This window comes from Mesorhizobium sp. M4A.F.Ca.ET.020.02.1.1 (genome assembly GCF_004022645.1).
Classification (GTDB): Bacteria; Pseudomonadota; Alphaproteobacteria; order Rhizobiales; family Rhizobiaceae; genus Mesorhizobium.
In genome coordinates this window covers 1-1,031 of record NZ_RZOI01001187.1, presented here as the reverse complement: position 1 = coordinate 1,031, position 1,031 = coordinate 1, and the positions used below count along the sequence as shown (strand labels likewise).

Here is a 1,031-nt window from a genome sequence, read left to right as displayed (position 1 = left end):
TTTCCGGACATTGCTGCAGACAAGAACCTCTCCAAGTTGGCCAGGGCCCGCGCGGCCGCCCAGCGCGCCAATGCGGTCGTCGTCTACAAGGGCGCCGATACGGTGATCGCGGCGCCGAACGGCCTGGCGGCCATCAACAACAATGGCGCGCCATGGCTTGCCACCGCCGGGTCGGGTGACATTCTGGCCGGCATCATCGCCGGGCTTGGGGCGCAAGGCATGGCGGTGTTCGAAGCAGCGGCTGCGGCGGTCTGGATCCATGCCGAGGCCGGCAACCGCTTCGGTCCGGGGCTGATCGCCGAGGATCTGCCGATCGCCATGGTTCCGGTGCTGCGAGAGCTGGTCGCAGCCCGTCAAGCTGAGGCCCTCGCATGAAGCGACTTGCGCTCGTCTTGTCGATCATCTTCGCGCTGCCTGCGCCGCATGGCGCACGCGCCGAGGCACCGGTGACCATCGTCGACGATCCAGCGGTGCTTGCCGCGCTCGATGCCAAGGGATTCTCATTCGCCGGCGTGTTCAGCGTCGACGGGAAGGATGATTTGAAGACCCTCTACGACAAGGCGCCGGCCTATCATGCCATCGTCGAGACGGTCGCGGCCGACGTCGCCGCGCTGCGCGCCGAAATGAAGGCCGGAGGGCGACCGCTCTACGAGGTTACCGACGGCAATGTCGGCCGCATCATGGACATGCGCTGGCTGAAGACGGAAGCGGCGCGCTTTCGGCTGGTCGGCGTTGTCAACCGGCTCGACCGGCGCGATTTCGCCGCCTTGAGCGGCGACCAGGGTTGCGGCGAAGTGCGTTTTATCTACCGTCTTGCCTACAGCTTCAGGAAGAACGGCAAGGTGCTGGCCTCGCGGCTGCCGTTCAATTTCAACGCTGTCTACAGTGTCGCGCCGGATGCCGATGGCGGCTGCGTCGGCGTTGCCGGGCGCTGGACGCCGCAACTCGACGAGGCCGTCGATGCCGGCTGGCTGGCCGGCGGGCCGCTGGCGCCGGAAGAGCTGACCTTCAAGCAGCTCGAACTCAACGCG

Annotated in this window: 1 protein-coding gene and 1 pseudogene; both read left to right on the top strand. The window is 66.7% G+C overall.

Annotation, left to right across the window (positions count from 1 at the left end):
• The coding region (locus EN742_RS35930; protein WP_281035056.1) for an NAD(P)H-hydrate dehydratase at window positions 1–375 on the top strand (375 nt) is incomplete at its 5' end.
• Window positions 372–1,031: pseudogene (locus EN742_RS35925) on the top strand (hypothetical protein); the annotation flags it as partial. The gene EN742_RS35930 and the pseudogene EN742_RS35925, both read left to right, overlap by 4 nt.